15 protein-coding genes and 1 pseudogene are annotated in these 19,314 nt (G+C 44.5%); 12 read left to right on the top strand and 4 right to left on the bottom strand.

Annotated elements, in window-relative coordinates:
* Window positions 1–8 precede the first annotated feature (8 nt).
* Window positions 9–842: an SDR family oxidoreductase gene (locus F3J36_RS19345; RefSeq protein WP_166720296.1), complete on the bottom strand. Its 834-nt coding sequence runs from the start codon at window positions 840–842 to the stop codon at window positions 9–11.
* A 152-nt stretch (window positions 843–994) separates the two neighbouring features.
* Between F3J36_RS19345 and F3J36_RS19340 the strand changes: the two genes are divergently transcribed.
* The gene (locus F3J36_RS19340) at window positions 995–1,903 is read left to right on the top strand and encodes a LysR family transcriptional regulator (RefSeq protein WP_166720295.1); all 909 of its coding nucleotides are present in this window, start codon (window positions 995–997) and stop codon (window positions 1,901–1,903) included.
* 48 nt (window positions 1,904–1,951) lie between these two features.
* On the opposite strand, the gene F3J36_RS19335 is transcribed toward F3J36_RS19340, so the two are convergent.
* On the bottom strand, window positions 1,952–2,782 hold the full coding sequence (locus tag F3J36_RS19335) for an SDR family oxidoreductase (protein ID WP_166720294.1): 831 nt from the start codon (window positions 2,780–2,782) through the stop codon (window positions 1,952–1,954).
* Between the two features lie 426 nt (window positions 2,783–3,208).
* Between F3J36_RS19335 and F3J36_RS19330 the strand changes: the two are divergent.
* Window positions 3,209–4,306: pseudogene (locus F3J36_RS19330) on the top strand (IS3 family transposase).
* 156 nt (window positions 4,307–4,462) lie between these two features.
* Here F3J36_RS19330 and F3J36_RS19325 read toward each other — a convergent pair.
* On the bottom strand, window positions 4,463–5,356 hold the full coding sequence (locus tag F3J36_RS19325) for a LysR family transcriptional regulator (RefSeq protein ID WP_166720293.1): 894 nt from the start codon (window positions 5,354–5,356) through the stop codon (window positions 4,463–4,465).
* A gap of 280 nt (window positions 5,357–5,636) precedes the next feature.
* Between F3J36_RS19325 and F3J36_RS19320 the strand changes: the two genes are divergently transcribed.
* The 5 genes from F3J36_RS19320 to F3J36_RS19300 all read left to right on the top strand — a co-directional run bounded on the left by F3J36_RS19320 (window position 5,637) and on the right by F3J36_RS19300 (window position 12,075).
* Window positions 5,637–5,888: a YdgH/BhsA/McbA-like domain containing protein gene (locus tag F3J36_RS19320; RefSeq protein ID WP_166720292.1), complete on the top strand. Its 252-nt coding sequence runs from the start codon at window positions 5,637–5,639 to the stop codon at window positions 5,886–5,888.
* Window positions 5,889–6,017: 129 nt separating this feature from the next.
* The gene (locus F3J36_RS19315; protein WP_166720291.1) at window positions 6,018–6,368 is read left to right on the top strand and encodes a helix-turn-helix domain-containing protein; all 351 of its coding nucleotides are present in this window, start codon (window positions 6,018–6,020) and stop codon (window positions 6,366–6,368) included.
* Window positions 6,369–6,394: 26 nt separating this feature from the next.
* Window positions 6,395–7,570 carry an efflux RND transporter periplasmic adaptor subunit gene (locus F3J36_RS19310; RefSeq protein ID WP_166720290.1) on the top strand — a complete coding sequence of 392 codons (1,176 nt, stop codon included), beginning with the start codon at window positions 6,395–6,397 and terminating at the stop codon, window positions 7,568–7,570.
* The gene (locus F3J36_RS19305) at window positions 7,570–10,698 is read left to right on the top strand and encodes an efflux RND transporter permease subunit (protein ID WP_166720289.1); all 3,129 of its coding nucleotides are present in this window, start codon (window positions 7,570–7,572) and stop codon (window positions 10,696–10,698) included. The genes F3J36_RS19310 and F3J36_RS19305 overlap by 1 nt, the downstream gene beginning before the upstream one ends.
* 291 nt (window positions 10,699–10,989) lie before the next feature.
* A complete protein-coding gene (locus tag F3J36_RS19300) occupies window positions 10,990–12,075 on the top strand; it encodes an alpha/beta fold hydrolase (RefSeq protein ID WP_371742053.1) in 1,086 nt (361 codons plus the stop codon).
* Between the two features lie 19 nt (window positions 12,076–12,094).
* On the opposite strand, the gene F3J36_RS19295 is transcribed toward F3J36_RS19300, so the two are convergent.
* Window positions 12,095–12,994 carry a LysR family transcriptional regulator gene (locus F3J36_RS19295; RefSeq protein WP_166720288.1) on the bottom strand — a complete coding sequence of 300 codons (900 nt, stop codon included), beginning with the start codon at window positions 12,992–12,994 and terminating at the stop codon, window positions 12,095–12,097.
* A gap of 296 nt (window positions 12,995–13,290) precedes the next feature.
* Here F3J36_RS19295 and F3J36_RS19290 point away from each other — a divergent pair, with 296 nt between their 5' ends.
* The 5 genes from F3J36_RS19290 to F3J36_RS19270 all read left to right on the top strand — a co-directional run bounded on the left by F3J36_RS19290 (window position 13,291) and on the right by F3J36_RS19270 (window position 19,017).
* Window positions 13,291–14,697, top strand: a complete 1,407-nt coding sequence (locus tag F3J36_RS19290) for an MFS transporter (RefSeq protein WP_371742052.1) — start codon at window positions 13,291–13,293, stop codon at window positions 14,695–14,697.
* Window positions 14,698–15,195: 498 nt separating this feature from the next.
* Entirely contained in the window at window positions 15,196–16,185 is a 990-nt protein-coding gene (locus F3J36_RS19285; protein WP_166720287.1) for an aldo/keto reductase, read from the top strand.
* 17 nt (window positions 16,186–16,202) lie between these two features.
* On the top strand, window positions 16,203–16,805 hold the full coding sequence (locus tag F3J36_RS19280) for a flavodoxin (protein ID WP_166720286.1): 603 nt from the start codon (window positions 16,203–16,205) through the stop codon (window positions 16,803–16,805).
* 27 nt (window positions 16,806–16,832) lie between these two features.
* A complete protein-coding gene (locus F3J36_RS19275) occupies window positions 16,833–18,041 on the top strand; it encodes a multidrug effflux MFS transporter (RefSeq protein WP_166720285.1) in 1,209 nt (402 codons plus the stop codon).
* A 124-nt stretch (window positions 18,042–18,165) separates the two neighbouring features.
* Window positions 18,166–19,017, top strand: coding sequence for an aldo/keto reductase (locus tag F3J36_RS19270; protein ID WP_166720284.1), 852 nt, complete (start codon window positions 18,166–18,168; stop codon window positions 19,015–19,017).
* The last annotated feature ends 297 nt before the right edge of the window (window positions 19,018–19,314 follow it).

Below are 19,314 nucleotides of genomic sequence, written 5' to 3'. Positions count from 1 at the left end.
AATTGAACTTAACCAGGTGTTTGTAATTTTCCAGCGCGCATAGCCGCGATGACACCACCATCAATCAGCAAATCGCTTCCTGTAATAAAACCAGCATCAGGGCCGAGCAACCAAGAGGCTGCAATAGCGATTTCTTCAGGCGGTGCCATCCTTTTTACAGCAGAAGCATCAACCATTGCCCTGTAAATGTCCCCGATATCAGATTCAAGTTCATGACGTGCGAGGGGCGTTACTACAACCCCTGGGCTGATTGAATTTACGCGAGCGCCCTTCTCACCCCATGTCACCGCAGATGCCTGAACTCGCAGATGGTTGGCACGCTTAGCAATCATGTAAGCCACCAAAGTATTTGGTACGGCATCTTTCTGCAGGAAAGGCAATTCAAGCAGCTTTTCAGTTGGAGTGAACGCCAAAGCGTTGTCTTGTTCAGGAGTCAAAGCAGGCATCATATGTCCGGCCATGCTTGATATGATCAATCCAGCCCCCCCCTGAGCAATAACAGCTTCAAACTCTTCAAAAACAACTGCTGCGCCGTAAAGGTCAACCTCGAGTACCTTTTCTACCGGAGCCATATTCGGAGAAAGTCCTGCGGTGTTAACTACCTGTACCACGCTTCCCAGAGACTGGGCGAAGAGAACCAGATTTTTAACTGAACTCCGTGAGGTAACGTCCACAGGACAGGATTTGACCTGATAGCCCGCTTGGCTTAATTCAAGAGATGCAGCACTTAGCGTCTCTTCATTATGGTCTGCAAGAAGAACTGTCTTACCAAAGCCCTGACGACGAGCAATAGCCTGACCAATCCCACCAGCACCGATTATACATACGATTTCATTTAACATTTACCAGCTCCAATCATACTTAGCTATGTTCAACCACACGGTCACTGAGATGAATTTGTGATGCATGGTTACGGAATGAACACATTGTATAAGCAAGTGATTAAGATGATAATACGCAATATTTTTACTAAACCTATATCTGAGATTTATAAATGCTTAGAGACCAACTTGCCGATTTAGCTGCTTTTCTGGTGGTAGCAGATGAGAGAAGTTTCACCCGTGCAGCAGCCAGGCTTTCAACATCACAACCATCCTTAAGCCAGACGATCAGGAGATTGGAAGAGAGTCTTGGGGTAAGATTACTGACAAGAAACACTCGAAATGTTTCCCCGACTGAAGCGGGAGAACAGCTGATAAACACCTTGCGGCCGGCATTTAGTGATATTGATAATCAATTACAGTTTTTAAGCCAGTATCGCGATAAGCCTGCCGGGACAGTTAGGATTACCGCTGGCCAACACTCAGCAGAAACCCTGATTTGGCCAGCTATCGAAGAAGTGATGCTCCTGTATCCAGATATAAAAGTAGAGCTGTCCATTGACTCTTCTTTTACCGACATCATTGGCGAAAGGTTTGATGGAGGAATACGACTTGGAGAACAAATTGCGCTGGATATGATCGCGTCAAGGATTGGTCCCGAATTAAGAATGGCCGTGGTGGCTTCACCTCAGTATGTTCTCAAATTTGGTAAACCTACCCACCCTCAGCAACTGACTCAGCACTCTTGTATCAACCTTCGCTTCCCCAGTTCTGGTGGAAAATATATATGGGAGTTTTCGAAAGACGGACGGGATTTACAGGTACGAGTGGATGGACAATATACTGTTAATAACATGCATTCAGCATTGAGTGCTGCCCTGTCTGGACTAGGTTGGGCAATGGTTATGGAAGATATGGTTGAACAGGCGATCAGCAACGGGACGTTAATACAATCTTTAGAGGAGTGGTGTGAACCCTTTGCGGGCTATCACATCTACTATCCTAATCGCCGGTTTATTTCACCCGCTTTTCAGATAGTACTTGATACGCTTAAAGCAAGGGCTTCGGCTGTCTTATCCTGAAGTTGTGCAGAACAGGAGGCCACCAGATGACCAGTGGCCTCTTTACTGTCATTGATCAGGTTTTAAATCACCATACCAGTAGGAGGCGGTAACACCACCGTCCATTAGAATGTCACTGCCGGTTATAAATGTCCCTTCTGGTCCCATCAACAGGGCGGCTACAGCACCAACTTCGTCAGGAGTTCCTCCCCGACCAACAGGCGAGCGTTCCAGCATGTTCCGGTACCCAGCTCCCCGTGGTCCAGACAGCTCATCATTCGCAAGAGGGGTAAAGATTATTCCCGGACTGATTGTATTTAATCTGGCTCCCCTTTTACCCCATTTATTCGCCTCGGCCATCACGCGGAGTGAATTGCCTCGTTTGGAATACTGATAGGCCAGAAGAGAATCAGTTATCGTATCCTCTTTCAAAAATGATAAGGACAGAAGCTCCTCTGTTGGCGTGGTGGCTAGCGCTTCATTCTGTTCCACTGGCAGTGGCGGTAAGCGATGTCCTGATTGTGAGGCGATGACAATGCCAGAACCACCTTGTTCGATTATTTTGCCAAATTCCTCGATTACAACTGCGGTACCATAGAGATCTACCTGCAGAATTGTTTGAGGCGAAGCCTGTGATGGAGAAACCCCCGCAGCATGAATAACGCCTTTAACACTGCCTGCTTTGCTTGCCAAATTTACAAGAGATAAAATCGATTGACGGGACGATACGTCGACGTGTGTGGTTGTTACATTGAAACCGGAATCTCTCAATACTTTCGCTGCAGCTTCGGCGTTTTCAACATGTAAATCAGCCAGTAAGATTGTTTTACCCTGACTGACTCTTCTTGCGATAGCTTGGCCAATAGAACCTGCACCAATTACAACAATCAACTCTTTCATGCCGTCACCTCGTACTAATAAAACTCTAAATAAAATTCACAGTTGATCATGTATCGCTCATAGATTGATAGTGACGACCGCCACTGTAGCGTGACCTTCTGTGCCTCAGAGATAATATAGACCTAAGTGCTAATGAATACTTCAATGAAATAAAGTAAGACTCTATGATCCTTACTCATGAATAAAGTTCACACCACTTAAGGATGAAGTCGCAGTTCAAGTTAAACAGATATGACTTCAAAATTACTACCAAACAATGATAGTTAAAGCATAAACCCCGTGCTTTCTTGAGTAATTGTCAGTAAAAAATAACACGAGGCTTTATGCAGCGAATTCAATAAAAAGTTGACCCTGACCCGAAATCCTGCTCCATTCAGAAACAGAATTCCGGCATGATAATGACTCCCCTGAGCGGAGGTTGTGCCGATGAAAAAGTCACGATTCACCGAAGAGCAGATTGTCTTTGCCCTGAAGCAGGCTGAGCTGGGTACGTCCGTGCCGGAAGTCTGCCGCAAGCTGGGTATCTCCGACGCCACGTTTTATACCTGGCGCAAAAAGTACGGCGGGATTTCTCCTTCAGAACTGAAGCATATGCGGCAGCTCGAAGAGGAAAACCTTCGCCTGAAGAAGCTGGTTGCCGATCTGAGCCTCGACAAGGCCATGCTGCAGGACGTGTTGGCAAAAAAGAGCTGACGCTGGCACGCCTGCGCGAATGGGTCAGGGACTTGCAGACCCGCTACGGTGCCAGTGAAAGACAGGTCTGCTTTGCGCTGCAGGTCAGCCGCAGTTCGTTCCGGTACCGCTCCGTTGCGGCAGATGACAGCGCGCTGCGACTGCGCATCAGGGAAATAACCGAAACCCGCGTCCACTATGGCTACCGCAGGGTCCACGTCATGCTGAAACGGGAAGGCTGGCGCGATAATCACAAGCGCATTTACCGGCTTTACCGCGAGCAGGGGTTATCGCTCCGGCTTAAACGCCCCCGCCGTAATAAATCTGCGCTGAAACGTCAGCCCACAGCCGCAGGGACTGTATCCCAATCACGTATGGGGGATGGATTTTGTCTCCGATGCGTTGTTTGACGGTCGCCGTCTCCGCCTGCTGACGGTAATAGATCTTTATACGCGTGAGTGTCTGGGGATCTGCGTAGGCCAGAACCTGCGCTCTTCAGAAGTGGCTGAAATGCTGGACAGCCTCGCGTTGAGACGTCCGTTACCGCAACTACTGAAAACAGACAATGGCTCTGAATTTGCAGGAAAAATGCTGGATAAGTGGGTGTACGAACGTGATATCCGGATTGACTTCTCACGGCCAGGCACGCCCACGGATAATGCCACAGTAGAGTCGTTCAACGGCAGGCTGCGTCAGGAGTGCCTGAACGAGAACTGGTTCATGTCTCTGGAGGATGCGCGATGCAAAATCGAGGCCTGGCGCATACACTATAACCAGAGTCGCCCTCATTCTGCGCTGGGCTGGATGACCCCATCCGAATTCGCCGAAAAATCTGCCGGTTGCCAGAATTAGCAACCAACCTGAAGCCGGTTATTCCTGATTATGACTGGATCATATTCGGGGTCAGGGTCAAAGTAAATTGATAACAACTTTACCTAAAGCATCAAGTTGACGAACTCTTTCATAATTTAATCGCTTAAACATTGAATTCTAAAGCGTACTGTCTAATTAACCATTCAGTCGAACCGCCTCCAACAATTTTGAAAAGGCTGCCGTATGCTGCTTCCTGCTTGGATAATAGAGGTAATAGCCACTGAATGGTTCACACCAGTCAGTAAGTATGCTCACCAGAGATCCATTATCAATGTATTCTTTAACTGAATCTTCCGGTACGTAGGCGATACCCATGCCGCTAAGAGCGGCTTCAATTCGGGATTTCAAATTATTAAAAATGAGCTGGCCTTCGACCTTAACTCTTATGTCTTTATCGTCTTTAGTAAACTCCCAGCTGTAAAGGCCTCCCAGAGTGGGCAGTCTCATATTTATACAATTAAAGTTTTGTAGTTCATAAGGAGTTTTGGGTGTTCCATTGGTTTCAAAAAAATCCGGAGATGCAACTACTACCATTTTCCAGTCTGGTCCAATCCTTACCGCTACCATATCCTTTTCGACCGATTCACCGAGTCGTACGCCTGCATCAAAACGCCCACTGACTATGTCCGTGAGAGTGTTATCAACAGACAGCTCAATGTTTACATCTGGGTAGGCCTTAAGGAATGGTTCAAGCAATGGCCACAGAGTTGAGTGAAGAGCATGTTCACCTGCAGTGATTCGTATATTTCCGGCCGTAGAAGTGTGGTGCTCCGTAAGATCGTAAAGTGCTTTTTCAATATCAGACATTAGTGGAGCAATATATTCAATAAGTTGCTCACCCGCTTCGGTGGGTGCAACGCTTCTTGTTGTTCGGGTCAGGAGCCGGGTTTTGAGTCGCTCTTCAAGACCCCGCATTGCGTGGCTCAATGCCGATTGGGATACCCCAAGCTTCGCAGCCGCTTTAGTGAAACTGCGTTCTCTTGCGACCATGACAAGATAGACAAGATCGCTGAAATTCTCTTTGAGCATGGAGCCCTCATCATCCAGAAAGTTAGTACATGAAACTATCATAAACACTATGAAATATATGTCGTAATTTCACATATCTTAGGAAAAAAACCTGCCGAACTTTGACTTGGATCACTCTGTAGCATGTCCTAAGCGAGGAGATTCTCAATATGGGACATGATTCATGAAACACAGTCATAAAGTCTATCTGATTCTGGTGACTAATAATATGTATCTTGTAATGTTACTCTTAACCCGTACTTGAGAGATATTGATTAACTTACAATCAAATGAGGTGATTATGAAAAAGCTTAAAAATCTTTTTGTAACTCTACCAGCTCTTGCTTTCGTTACCGGCACATATGCTGCCGAGGTAACTCAGGACAGTTCTGGGAGTAAAATTGGAACTGTTTCTGCTAGCGGCGCCTACTCACTTGATGATTTAACTCAAAAGCTTTCTGATAAGGCTGAATCGGAAGGAGCAAAATCCTTCAAAATAATTTCGGCTGGAGGAGAAAACAAAATGTTTGGTGTCGCTGAAATCTATAAATAATTTGCATAAGACGAGATAAAGCAGAGAGCGCTTTCGTACAATCCATTTCCGTTTTGAAATATCGAACCCTGGCATTTCATTGCTTTCATTTGTTTCGTCTTTAAACCAGAGTAATAAATAGGTGGAATTATGGAACGTCATGAAAAGATAGTTTATGAACTTGCGGAATGGATAAAAAGCAATATCCATAGCCCATTAAAAATTGAAGATGTGGCAACACGTTCTGGATACTCGAAATGGCACCTTCAAAGGATGTTTCATAGAATAATGAATATCAGTCTTGGTCATTATATCCGTGACAGAAAACTTGAATCTGCTGCAAAAGACCTTTTAGTCAGTCAGGAAACTGTAATCGATATTTCGGTTAAGTACGGATACGATTCCCAGCAGTCATTCACGCGTTCCTTTGTTAGAAAATACAATTTACCTCCTGCAAGATTTCGTCGAGTTAACACCCAGAACTTTACTACTTCAATGTAGTTTTTTATTTACGAGGAATAGACGTAATGCCCATTAAATTGGCGCCTATACCAGGCGCTATTTTGTGCTCTTTAGTAGCACTAGGTCTTTCGGGTTGTGATAACACCGCTGGCAATCAGACTCAAACGCAGACCCCTCCAAAAGTTGAAGTCATGGCTTTACATTCTCAATCGATTCCCGTCACCACCGAATTGCCTGGACGAACCTCTGCCTTCAGAGTGGCAGAGGTTCGTCCCCAGGTATCTGGACTGGTACTCAAGCGGGAATTTACAGAGGGGAGTGATGTAGAAGCGGGCCAGAGCCTTTATCAAATAGATCCCGCGCCATTTCAGGCAGCATTTGATAATGCCCACGCCGCACTGGCGGAATCTGAAGCAAATGCCCGAATCGCTCAGACTACACTCAAGCGATATAAATCTCTCGCCGGAACACAATACATTAGCCGCCAGGACTTAGATCAGGCGGATGCAACTGCTGCACAGACTTCAGCAAATGTTGAGGCAGCTAAAGCACAGTTAAACAGCGCCCGCATTAATCTTAACTGGAGCTCAATCAATTCCCCTATTGCAGGGCGGATTGGGCGATCTTCTGTGACTGAAGGTGCATTGGTTCAAAGTGGTCAGACCGATGCGCTAGCGACGGTTCAGCAACTTGATCCTATGTATGTCGATGTAACCCAGTCCAGTCAGGATTTCCTACGCCTTCAGCAGGAAATGGCCTCAGGTCGCATCCATCAAAATAATGGCAAGGCAGAAGTCAGTGTCATTATGGGTGACGGCTCAGTTTATTCCCATAAGGGCACATTAGCTTTTTCTGATGTAACCGTTGACCAGACAACCGGTTCTATAACTCTCCGCGCGATTGTCCCAAATCCTGAGCATTCTTTATTACCTGGTATGTTTGTGCGTGCAAAGCTCGATGAAGGAATTAATCCGAGTGCCCTTCTCATCCCTCAACAAGCTGTTACACGGACACCACGCGGTGATGCGACCACTCTTGTCGTCGGCAGCGACAACAAGGTTGAAGTTCGCACCATCTCGGTCTTAGAGACAGAAGGTGATAAATGGCTTGTGACGGGAGGTATTCAGTCGGGTGAACGAGTTATTGTTTCCGGGCTTCAGCGAGCCCAATCCGGTGAACAAGTTGACCCCGTGCCTCTGTCAGAGCAAAACTCCGCTTCTCCGAAAGGAACTGCCAACTGATGTCCAGATTCTTTATCGATCGCCCTATCTTTGCGTGGGTACTGGCGATTATCGTCATGCTTGCGGGCGGCATTTCAATAATGCGGCTTTCTGTTGAACAGTATCCTGATGTTGCACCAACGGCTATTCAGATAAGGGCTACTTATCCGGGTGCTGATGCAACGACACTGCAAAATACAGTAACTCAGGTTATTGAACAAAACATGAGCGGCCTTGATGGCCTGATGTACATGTCATCAACAAGCGACTCATCCGGTACGCTTGAATTAAAGCTGTCCTTCCAAAACGGAACAGACGCTGATATCGCTCAAGTACAGGTTCAGAATAAACTACAACTTGCTACCCCACTTTTACCACAAGAAGTGCAGCAGCAAGGCATAACCGTACGTAAATCCTCAAGCACATTCTTCCTGGTGCCGGCTTTTGTAGACGAAACAGGTAAAATGAGCATGGAAGATATTGCTGATTATGTAGGATCTAACATTAAAGACCCATTAAGCCGTATTAATGGTGTCGGTGATTCAACCTTATTCGGCTCTCAGTACGCTATGCGTATCTGGCTGGATCCTAATAAGCTGAATAATTTCCAGCTTACACCTGTTGATGTGATGAGCATGATTGAAACACAAAATGCGCAGATTGCAGCAGGACAGTTGGGAGGGGCTCCACCGGTAAAAGGTCAGCAGCTTAATGCTTCGATAATTGCTCAGACACGTCTCACTTCTCCTGAAGAATTTGGCAATATTCTGCTGAAAGTTAACTCTGATGGTTCCCAGGTACGTTTGCACGATGTGGCAAGAATTGAACGCGGGGGCGAAAACTACAATTTTGTTGTAAAAGTTAACGGTAAACCGGCTTCAGCTTTGGGAATACAGTTAGCGACTGGCGCTAATGCTCTGGATACGGCCAAAGCTATCAGGGCAAAAATCGCACAACTCCAGCCATACTTTCCTCAGGGTATGAAAGTCGTCTATCCATACGATACGACTCCGTTTATCAATATTTCAATCCATGAGGTTGTCAAAACGCTGGCCGAGGCCATTATCCTCGTGTTCCTGGTAATGTACCTCTTCTTGCAGAGTTTTCGTGCGACATTGATTCCCACTATCGCCGTGCCAGTAGTGCTTTTGGGTACGTTCGGCATTCTCGCTATGTTTGGTTACTCGATTAACACGCTGACCATGTTTGGTATGGTACTCGCGATAGGGCTGTTGGTAGATGATGCCATCGTCGTTGTAGAGAACGTCGAACGCGTCATGGCTGAGGAGGGACTTAAACCAAAAGCCGCAACGCGTAAATCAATGGAACAGATTCAGGGTGCTCTTGTCGGAATTGCACTGGTGCTTTCAGCTGTGTTTGTGCCAATGGCATTTTTTGGCGGCAGTACCGGTGTAATTTACAGACAGTTTTCAGTGACGATTGTATCTGCAATGGCGCTGTCGGTTCTCGTCGCATTGATTCTTACGCCGGCTCTGTGTGTCACTATCCTTAAACCATCTAAACCAGGTGAACACGGGAAAAAGCGTGGCTTTTTTGGATGGTTCAATCGCAAATTTGATCAAAGTGCAGAGCACTACACTTCGTCTGTTGGACGGATGTTACATAAATCCGGAAGATATCTGGTAATTTATGGAGTTATTGTTGCTGGTATGGCAGTGCTGTTTATGCGACTTCCAACTTCGTTTTTACCAGCCGAGGATCAGGGTGTCTTCGCTACACAGGCCATACTACCAGCGGGTGCAACTCAGGAGCGAACTCAAAAAGTTCTTGATCAGATTAATGATTATTACCTCACTAAAGAAAAATCAAATGTTGAAAACGTTCTGACAGTGAATGGGTTTGGTTTCGCAGGACGTGGTCAAAACGTTGGTATTGCCTTTGTGGGTCTTAAGGACTGGGATCAGCGCGATGGCGAGGCAAACAAAGTAGATGCAATTGTTAGCCGTGCAACTAAGGCTTTTTCAAGCATTGTTGACGGTACTGTCGTTGCCTTTAACCTCCCACCAATCATTGCCTTGGGTAATGCCACCGGTTTCGATTTTGAGTTGATCGATCAGGCGAACTTAGGTCATGACCAGCTGATTGAAGCACGCAATAAGCTTCTGGATCTGGCTCGACAGCATCCTGATGTACTCACGGCTGTTAGGCCTAATGGCATGGAAGATAATCCACAATATAAAATTAATATTGATCAGGAAAAAGCGACTGCACTTGGCGTATCTTTAGATGACATTAATTCCACGCTCAGTGCTGCCTGGGGTGGAAGCTACGTCAACGATTTTATAGATCACGGCAGGGTCAAGAAGGTGTATGTCATGAGTGATGCACCTTACCGCATGATGCCTAAAGATATGGGTGATTGGTACGTCCGTGCCAGTAACGGAAAAATGGTGCCCTTTTCCAGTTTCTCAACAGCACAGTGGGTTTATGGTTCACCACGACTTGAACGATATAATGGTCTTTCATCGGTGGAAATATTAGGTCAGCCTGCTCCTGGCAAAAGCTCAGGCGAAGCAATGGCTTTAATGGAGCAACTTTCATCTCAGTTACCTGACGGTATAGGGTATGACTGGACGGGTATGTCTTATCAGGAGCGTTTATCTGGTGATCAGGCCCCTGCTTTGTATGCTCTATCGCTGATTGTTGTGTTCCTGTGCCTTGCTGCACTTTACGAAAGCTGGTCAATACCCTTCTCAGTAATGTTAGTTGTGCCACTGGGCGTAATCGGCGCTCTCGCCGCAACAACGCTTAGAGGCTTGAGCAATGATGTTTATTTTGTCGTCGGGCTGCTTACAACAATCGGTTTAGCTGCAAAAAACGCCATTCTTATTGTTGAGTTCGCAAAAGATCTGACTGAAAAAGAGGGTAAAGGCATTGTCGAAGCAACCCTAGAGGCGGCACGTATGCGCCTTAGGCCTATTCTGATGACATCTCTTGCATTTATTCTTGGCGTTCTGCCACTGGCAATCAGCACCGGCGCCGGCTCTGGTGCGCAAAATGCTGTAGGTACAGGTGTGATTGGCGGAATGGTTGCTGCAACACTTCTTGCAATTTATTTCGTACCTGTTTTCTTTGTGGTTATCAGAAGTCGTTTCAGCGGTAAAAGGCCTGATGAAGACGATGAATAATCTATAAGGATAGGGAATAATGTAGGATTTGAGCTCCCATATCATTCTCAACCTGCTAGTTCTGAAAATTACTGCCGAACTCAGTTTTAACTGAGTTCGGTTTTTTTTACCTGAAGGAATGTAAAAAATCCATGATTGAACCTTAGCAGGCAATCAGAGAGTTAAAATGACAAAGAATTCATTTTATTTGGATGATTTAACAAAAAAATTCAGAAGCGTTATGAAAATATTATGATAATTAAATTTTCACAAATCCATTATTATTGGTTTTTTACTTATTAAGGATGTACTTTGAACAGAATAGTCATGCCTCTGATAACAGCTTTATGCTTGGCCATTTCGGCAGGACTTAGTCCTGTACAGGCTGAGAGCAATATTAAAGCATTACCTCTGATTATTTCAGAGCAGGGAAGCTTTGCTGCAGGTGGTACAGTTTATACCGCTCCGGGAAAATTTGATCCAAAAAAACCCCTGGATTCTGCTGGCCAAACCTACCATGGCGATCACGCGTATGCGTTTTATCAAATTCCTGTCCACCCACATAAATATCCAATTGTAATGCTCCATGGTGCGGGCCAGTTCTCAAAGACATGGGAATCAACACCAGATGGCCGTGAAGGGTTTCAGAACATCTTTCTTAGAAAAGGATTTTCGACCTATCTCATTGATCAGCCTCGTCGAGGTGACGCCGGAAGAAGTATGCAGGGTACAGAAATCAAACCTAAACCTGATGAACAGATGTGGTTTAATCAGTTCAGACTGGGTGTCTGGCCAAAATTTTTTAGTAATGTTCAATTTTCACATGATAAGGAAACTTTAAATCAGTACTTCAGGCAGCTTACCCCTAATACGGGCCCTTTCGACAATTACGTAATATCCGATGCTATGGCTGCTGTAATGCAGAAAACAGGTCCTGCAATTCTCTTCACGCATTCACAAGGAGGAGGGCCAGGCTGGTTTACAGCAATTAAAAGCAGTAACGTTAAAGCCATCGTTGCGTTTGAACCTGGCAGCAGTTTCGTATTTCCTGAAAATGAACTGCCGCAGCCTATGCCAAGCGCCTTTGATACGCTTAAAGGCACACCTGTCAGCACTGAACAATTCAGTGCGCTGACTAAAATTCCTATTTTAATCTTATACGGCGATAACATCCCCTCAAAACCAACGCCAATGCCTGCTCAGGACAGCTGGCGTGTGAGATTGGCTATGGCAAAGGAATGGCGTGATGTTGTCAATAAACATGGAGGTCACGTGACTTTAATTCACCTTCCAGATATAGGAATTAAAGGAAATACGCACTTTATTTTCTCCGACCTTAATAATCAACAAATTGCCAACCTGGTAGATAAATACATTAAAGATAATAATCTGGAATAATCTATTTGAGCGCACATAATTATTGTGCGCTCAAATTTTTAAGCATGTCAATAAAGATCCTAAAGGCCAGGGTCAATTCATTCCTGTCAGGATAATAGAGACAGTATCCTGAGAATGGCGAAAGCCAGTCATTCAGAACACTCATATACTCACCTGATAGCAACTTGTCTGAAACATAGTGTTCAGGCACGCAGCACAGGTAATCTCCGGTTGATATAATTTTTATCAGGATATCTACATCGTTGACAATTATTGTTGAATCAAATTTATGCTTACGCTTCTCGTTAAACTTCTCAAATTCCCAACTATAAACTCTTCCGGTTGAGTCTCTGCGATAGGCAGCGCAGGAATGATGCCTTAGATCAGCAGGTTCCTTAGGAACACCATGTTTTTGGAAATATGACGTTTTGCCTATAATCACCATTCTGATTTCCGGCCCCAGTGGGACAGCTATCATATCTTTTTCAATTTGTTCACGCAGTGCTATACCGGCATCAAACTGGTTATCAATGATATTTTTAACAGATGTGGTTATGTCAATTTCGAAGCTAACATCATAATGTTGTTCACGAATAGCTAAAACAGCAGGGTATAGATATTTCTCAAATGGATATTTTGGCGTGGTAATTCTTATAAGTCCGGAAGGCATACTTCGTAACTGACTCAGAGCGGCAAGCTCATCATTGATAGAGGTTAATGCAGGCCGTAAGGTCGCAATCAGCCTCTCGCCCTCTTTAGTCGGTGCAACGCTTCGGGTTGTGCGGTGAAGTAGCTTTAAACCAATTCGCGTTTCGAGACGACTCATTGAGTAACTTAACGCAGATTGGGACTGGCCAAGTTTGATGGCTGCACGGGAGAAGCTACGTTCATCCGCTATCAAAAGGAAAACATTAAGATCAGATAGTTCGCTTTTTAGCATGTGGATTCAAGACTTATAAAATTCAATTATAAAATCATGTCATAAATCTCAGCAATAAAAAGCGCATCTTTATTCATAAGCCCTATAAGTTAAATTCATAAATGGAATTTGTATCCTATAAGCTCCTCTGGAAATGCCTTAATGGTGAGCCAGTGAAAATATCCCAGTGAGTCATGCATTTATTGAATCAATCATTAATGAATTAGGATCATAGCCCTTATCAATATAGTCTTGATTATTTATGAAGTTAAAACAGTTTATAATGAGTCTATATTCATTAATTGCGGGTGCAGATAGTGCAGCAGACATTCAAAACAGAACCGACAGGGAAGCCTAAAAGTAGCATCATTTTAACAATAATTTTACTCAGCTATGTGATGATTGTAATTGATAACTCTATTGTTATTACTGGGCTCCCGAAGATCCGTGACGAGTTTTCGTTCACCCTAGCCGGCTTATCCTGGGTATCGAGCGCTTATGCTCTTATGTTTGGAGGTCTACTCCTTTTGAGTGCTCGTGCAGGTGATATGTTTGGTCGTAAAAAGATGCTTTGCTTGGGTCTGGCAATATTCTCAGCTTCATCTTTCGCAATTGGTCTTAGTCCAAGTGCAGAGTTTTTGGTATCAGCAAGGGTCGTGCAAGGCATTGGAGCGTCCATTCTTGCGCCATCGACTCTCGCGCTTTTACAAGCGACTTTTCCGCCGGGACACGAACGCTCGCGAGCAATTTCCTTTTACGCGGCCGCTGGAGGACTCTCCGCGAGTATTGGTTTGGTTCTTGGAGGACTACTTGCAGACCTACTTTCATGGCGGGTAGGTTTTCTTATCAATGTTCCAATCGGAATCGCATTGATCTTAGCCGCCAGGCGATACATAACCGAAACTGACCGTCACACCGGGAAGCTCGATATACCCGGTGCATTATTATCTTCCGTTGGCATGGCAGGCGTCGTTTATGGCACAGTGTCATCCGCAGATAATGGATGGAGTAATGTTACAACCCTGGCTTCTTTTATCGGTGGATTAGTATTAATTGCTGTATTCATCTGGATCGAATCTCGAACAAAAAACCCTTTGATGCCGCTTCGCCTATTTTTTAGCCGTGAACGCTCAGGCGCTTACGCTGCACGGTTTCTGTATATAGGCGCAGCAATGGGCTTCTTTTTCTATTCCACCCAGTTCATGCAGAGCGTCCTTCATTACACTCCTATTGAAGCTGGTTTCGCCTTTGTACCATCAATGATTGTTAATTTCCTTGTAGCCCTCTATGCGCCCAAATATATCAGCCGCCACGGTGGCCGAAGAATTCTTATGTTGAGCCTTTTAGTAGCTTTTGTGGGTATGTTGATGCTCAGTCAGCTCGGCCAGGGTTCAACCTTCATTGGCGGCCTCCTGCTACCCACTTTGTTGATAGGCTTTGGGATGGGTGGAGCCATGGGCCCTTTAACCACTTCAGGGATCAGCAATGTCGCTCATGAAGACGCTGGTGCGGCTTCCGGAGTAGTAAATGTAATGCATCAGGTTGGAGGAGCTTTAGGTTTGAGCATTCTGGTAACTGCTGCTGAAATCGGGAGTGATTCTTTAAAGGGTACAGACCAGTTGTTAAACCAGATTAGTAATGCGTTCACAGCGGGTACTGTCTTGATCGCTGCTGCGCTTGTATTGGTTTTGTTGTTTATGCCTCACCATAAAAAGGGTTCTTGATACTATTATGTTACTGGAGTAATAATCTTTTTACTCCAGTAACATATCATGAGCGTTAGAGCACTTACTCCAGTTCTGCTCCCCATAATAAGGGTGGATTATCCGAGAGGTCAGACTCGAAATTTAACTGAAAAATAAAGTGCGAAGGTATTTTTGCTTTCAGGTAAGGGGGCATGCTCATGGAGAGTGGTGCATTACACCTTATAATCAAAAATCTAGCAATACAGATCCTCATTTATAAATATTACTCATAAGGGCATCCTGTTTTTATACCTAATTCACTTGTGAAGTATACGCTATTCTTAATGGCATAAGTTCACGCTTTAAGAGTTCAAGGTTCAGGTATGCTCATATTCATTCAGCTCTGGTGGAAAAATAACGAACTCTGCCATCAGTAAGCTAAATAGAAATAATGTCAGGTTCGTATCGAATGTTTCTCGATTTTTCAGATAAATCTCTGGGAAGTGCATACCAATGAAATTCTTTACAGGAGGCAACATGAAAAAGCGATTTTTAGGTAACTCAAGACTTGAAGTGTCTGCTATTGGTCTAGGATGCATGGGCCTGAGCCATGGCTATGGACCGGCTGTTGATAAAAAGCATGCAATTGAACTGATAAGAAGTGCATATGATAAGGGCGTAACGTTTTTTGATACGGCTGAGGTCTATGGCCCCTATTTGAATGAAGAAGTTGTTGGCGAAGCCCTTCAACCTGTAAGAGACCATGTTGTCATTGCAACTAAGTTTGGTTTTACATTTGGCGAGGATAACAAACAACAGATCCTTAACAGCCGCCCTGAACATATCCGTAAAGCTGTTGAGGGTTCTCTCAAACGTCTCAGAACCGATTCAATCGATCTGTTTTATCAGCACCGTGTTGATCCTGATGTGCCTATCGAAGATGTCGCCGGAACTATCAGAGATCTTAGCGCGGAGGGCAAAGTAAAGCATTTCGGCTTGTCTGAGGCGGGGGTCGAAACCATTCGACGCGCTCATGCTGTTCAGCCTTTAACTGCATTACAGAGTGAATATTCAATGTGGTGGCGCGAGCCTGAAGAAAGCATTATTCCTACTCTTGAAGAACTGGGTATTGGTTTCGTACCTTTCTCTCCTTTGGGTAAAGGCTTTCTCACAGGAACAATCGATGCTCAGGTCAGCTTTGGCGACGATGATTTCCGGAGTAAGGTTCCTCGATTCGCTGCAGAAGCTCGTGAAGCCAATCAGCATCTCGTGTCTCTTGTGAAGAATATAGCACAGGGCAAAGGGGTTACTCCCGCTCAAATTGCTATCGCTTGGTTACTGGCACAAAAGGACTGGATTGTCCCGATTCCAGGCACCACAAAGTTGCATCGCCTGGAGGAAAATTTGGGGGCTGCGCCCATTACTTTAGATGGTAAAGAACTGGCCAATATCAGCAATGCGCTGAAAAAAATTGATGTAGTTGGCGATCGTTATCCTGAATCTTTGAAAGCCCGGGTGGGGCGTTAAGTTTGTCGGGAGATAATATGACTGATGAGCACAATGCGCTACGCCGTAAGTCATTGGCAGCGCTACCTGCTCTCACCTTGTTCAGCGGCACTGTAAGCAGTGCCGCTGAGGGAGATCCAGGTACAGAATCAAACGATACGCTGATTACCTATTTCTCACGTACGGGTAATACACGAGTTGTCGCAGGCCTCCTCCAGCGTAACCTGAGTGCTCATATACATGAGATTTCACCACTAACGCCCTATCCTGCAGATTATCTAAAGACGGTTGAAATAGCCAGTCAGGAACGTGACGCTGGAAGTTTACGTCCCATTCGTAAAAGGCTGACTGACATCAGCACTTACAAAATTATTTATATAGGCTTTCCTATTTGGGGAACCAGCGTACCGTCAGTAATTAAAAACTTCTTACGAACACATGACCTAAAGGGGGTTACGGTCATCCCGTTCATTACTCACGGAGGGGTTGGCATTGGTGACAGCATGGATATTTTGAATAAGCTCTGTCCTTCATCAAATTTACTGGATCCTTTTGTGATGCAGGCAGATCAGGAGCGGAAAACCATGGAAAGTGTCGAGAGTTGGCTCAGCCATAAACACACTAAAATTTCAGACAGTTAATGTACGCTTTCTATTTTTGAGATATAAATGACTAAAATTGATAACTACTTGCCTAATGCAAATAAAGGATTGATATTCATACTTATCCTCAGCGCATTAATGGCATTTACTTCCCTTTCAACCGATATATATTTACCCGCCATGCCGGTAATGGCTAAATCTTTACATGGAGATGCTGAACTCACTGTCACTGGTTTTCTTATTGGTTTCGCCATTGCTCAACTGGTGTGGGGACCTATTAGTGATCAGTTAGGAAGAAGACTACCTCTTATATTTGGTATGGTTTTTTTCGTAATTGGCTCGGCAGGATGTGCACTTTCCGCAGATATGAAAGAAATTGTTTTTTGGAGAATTTTTCAGGCCATTGGTGCATGTACTGGCCCCATGCTCGCTCGGGCAATGGTCAGAGACCTCTATTCCCGAACACGCGCCGCTCAGATGCTTTCAACGTTGATCATTGTGATGGCTATAGCTCCGATTGCAGGCCCCCTCATCGGCGGACAAATCATCACTATTACGGCTTGGCCATCGATTTTCTGGCTGCTGGCTTTAATTGGAATTATGATGCTGGCGTCATTGTTCTGGTTACCTGAAACACACCCGCCAGAGAAAAGAGTCAAAGCCTCACTCAAAGGTTCTTTCTCGAACTATCTTACACTGTTTAAAAATAAGTCCTTTATGCGTTTCACTTGGTGTGTAACGTTATATTACACCGCAGCATATGCTTTCATCGTAGGATCGCCATCTGTATACATTAATTATTATGGCATTAGTCCTCAGCATTATGGATGGCTGTTCGCTATAAACATAGTAGGCGTGGTGTTAATAAGCACGCTTAATAAAAAAATGGTTGAAAGAATCCCGCTTGAAAAGCTCCTTGAGTTTTCGACGTTAATTGCATTTGTTATGGTTAGTGCACTTTTCATATCACTTATTTTGCATCCCACTGAGCTCATTGTGAAAGTGATCTGTATATTGGTGTTTTTTTCGATGAATGGAGTCATTGCTGCAACAGCCACGGCCTGCGCACTGGATAAAGCGGAGGGAATGACGGGCTCAGCTTCGGCTTTAATTGGTTCAATGCAGTATGGAAGTGGGATTGTTTCCACTCTTCTTCTGGCCTGGTTACATAACGGCACTCCATGGCCAATGGTCGCGATTATGAGCATGTTCACCTTACTTAGCTTTTTAGTAGTATTTACACATAAACGAGATGTTGGACATGCCGAAAATTAATGTTAACTCACACAACAACTATTAAAAACAGCTATCTATTTAAATGATGCAAAGAAATTCTCTAAGGATCAATTCATTGCATCATACTAAACCAGTCGATTTTTCATCATGCTAAGGAGACACAATGCAAGATTTCACGCTAAACGACGGCTTATCCATTCCTCTAGTAGGATTTGGAGTCTTTCAGATTTCTGATCCCGCTGAGTGCGAAAAAGCAGTTGCCGACGCCATAGACGTTGGGTACAGGCTGATTGATACTGCTGCTTCTTATATGAATGAGCAACAGGTGGGTACTGGCATTGTCAATAGTGGGATTGAACGTGAGAAGCTTTACGTTGCAACCAAACTTTGGGTTCAGGACGTTAACTACAAGGGGACTAAAGCGCAGTTTGAAAGGTCGCTTAACCGCCTGCAAATGGATTACGTTGATTTGTATCTAATCCATCAACCTTATGGTGACGTTCACGGCGCTTGGCGGGCAATGGAAGAATTGCAGGCCGAAGGAAAGATCAAATCTATAGGCGTCAGTAATTTTCATCCTGACCGACTTGCAGACCTGACAGCTTTCAACAAGGTTCCGCCAGCAGTTAATCAGATTGAGGTTAACCCCTTCCACCAGCAACTGCATCCGATAGCCTGGATGCATAGTCGTAATATTCAACCTCAGGCATGGGCACCCTTTGCAGAAGGCCGTAATGATTTGTTTAACAATCCAGTGCTCTCTTCAATCGGTCAGCAATATGGGAAATCTATCGGCCAGGTGGTACTGAGATGGTTATTACAGCGAGGCGTAGTTTCACTGGCTAAGTCCGTAAGAAAAGAGAGAATGAAAGAAAACTTCGACATTTTTGATTTTGAACTGAATGAACGTGATCTTGAAAAAATCACTGCTCTTGAGACAGGTAACAGTGCCTTCTTTTCTCACCGTGATCCAGACCGCGTTGAGTGGATAACTAAACGACACCTTCCAATATAATATTGGTTTAGCATTTTTAAACCAGATGCTATCTGTTAGAAGATCAGCAGAAAGCATCTGATTGCTACTTTGACAAGATATTAACATTTACTTACCCGTTTGCGTTTGTAAATTTCCCTTTCACACATCATCTAATAATAATTGCTCTAGATGTTGATCATCTGACCTGCAAAAATATGAGACACAACAATCCGTTAGTAATGATTATTTAGTTATTCCACAGCAAAATAGTTATTTATTCCGAAATAACATAATGACAAGCTAATTACAACTTTAAGCATATCCATTGAGAGAAAG

This window comes from Pantoea sp. Cy-640 (assembly GCF_011752635.1).
GTDB classification, from domain to species: domain Bacteria; phylum Pseudomonadota; class Gammaproteobacteria; order Enterobacterales; family Enterobacteriaceae; genus Pantoea; species Pantoea dispersa.
The sequence above is the reverse complement of the archived record's forward strand: the minus strand, read 5'-3'. Positions and strand labels throughout refer to the sequence as shown.